At 40.5% G+C, this 1,539-nt stretch carries 2 protein-coding genes; both read right to left on the bottom strand.

The window, feature by feature from the left end; all coding sequences use genetic code 11:
- Nucleotides 1-476 (bottom strand): hypothetical protein (locus ACSZO4_RS25500; protein ID WP_437891873.1); only part of this gene is annotated, 476 nt, incomplete at its 3' end.
- 95 nt (nt 477-571) lie between these two features.
- On the bottom strand, nt 572-856 hold the full coding sequence (locus ACSZO4_RS25495) for a hypothetical protein (RefSeq protein WP_145055419.1): 285 nt from the start codon (nt 854-856) through the stop codon (nt 572-574).
- Nucleotides 857-1,539: the final 683 nt, after the last annotated feature.

Raw genomic sequence — 1,539 nt, 5'->3', positions numbered from 1 at the left:
GTAATATTCACTTTCTGTCCTTTCTTGAATTTCAGAATATCGTCATCCTGACCTGCATAGTAAGACAACAGTACAGCCCCACCGCAATATTTCGTATCAGCCGTCTGGAAGATAATAGCGTAAGTTTTATGGTCTCGTTGTGCACCAAGGTACTTCATGGTGTCGTAGGCTTCCTGTGCTTCCAGAACCGTGGCATTGCTGATGCTGATTTTCTTGCCAATCCAGTTCTTTTTACCGGCCATAGCGTTTGCTTCATAATCACGGCAAATAACGTCTAAACCGTTAACGGTGTTCACAGGGAGATTATCTGCTGCTGTTGTATTACCTTTACTACTGGAAGTACTTAAAGCATTACCCAGAGAAGATAAGGACGAGTTGATCGTTTCTCCTACTTTCCCTGTTGCTTCGTTTAACTGTTGGCATCCTGTTAACGCCAGAATAGCGGAAATGGAAAACGCTGCGATTGTTTTTTTCATTTTGGTAAGCCTTATTTGTTATAAAAAACTCACTGCCTGAGATCTTCAATCAGAACAGTGAGTTGAGGTGTTTTTCCCTGATGTTGGCAAAGCCATTAACGTGCGGTCGGACGAACCCAACTGACTTTATCTTTGGTTTTAAATTTCAGAATCAGCAAAGGGCCAAGCATGAAAGCGAGCAAAGTAATCACCATTACCGGCGTCGATTTAGTCAGGTAGGCCATGATAAATCCCGCAGGAATGCCAACTATGGTTCCACCAACTACAAGCCCCTTCATGGTCTGCTGGCTGACGTAACCTTTTACTCTTTCTGCACCACAACCACGACAAACAGAAGCATCTTCATGCACTGCGGCCTTGCAAAATGGACATTCCGACATGTTTTCCACCTTTAAATGATAACGTAAGCAATTGATATAATTGATCTACTATGGACAAGGTGTCATATCGTTTGTAACGATCAAAAATGGATTTGTGATAGATTTAAACTATTATAAATCATGAATCGATCGTTTTAATCAATTAGAATACCGATCAATTTAGACACATATGATAGTTTAAAACTATCATTATCTATGTATTGATCGATTATATAGATCGTTTATTCAAATGATTTTCAACGGTTTGCAGGAACTAGCAGAGCGGAAATGTTGATATTGTGTCTAAATATTATACGGATACAGTTGAAATGACATGATATGTGAACGTAGTGGCTGTCGTCGGCTTGACTTTGACCAGCAAGCAGGAAGCTGCTTTTTGTCTTAATACTCAGAATCGGCTCTTCTGAGGTGTTCAACGGAGTATGCAGCCCACCACCTGTGCGGAATGTCCGAAATCTATTTTCTTAACCATTTCATTCGCCACATCATTATTGTGATTCACATGACATGGACTGTCGTAAACTTTAATACCCTATATCCCGCATTATTAATTCATTGCCATATCTTTTGATAGCAGTCTAACGCTCTACAAGCCATTTTAAGCCTTTTACTATGGAAGGTGCGATTTAATCGGTGGGGTTCAGTGGAGTCCTTATCTGTATTAGCCTTACCTTAGCTGAGCT

This window comes from Phytobacter sp. V91, assembly GCF_965644225.1.
In the GTDB taxonomy this organism is placed as follows: domain Bacteria; phylum Pseudomonadota; class Gammaproteobacteria; order Enterobacterales; family Enterobacteriaceae; genus CBFFRJ01.
This window is presented reverse-complemented; position numbering and strand designations above follow the sequence as displayed.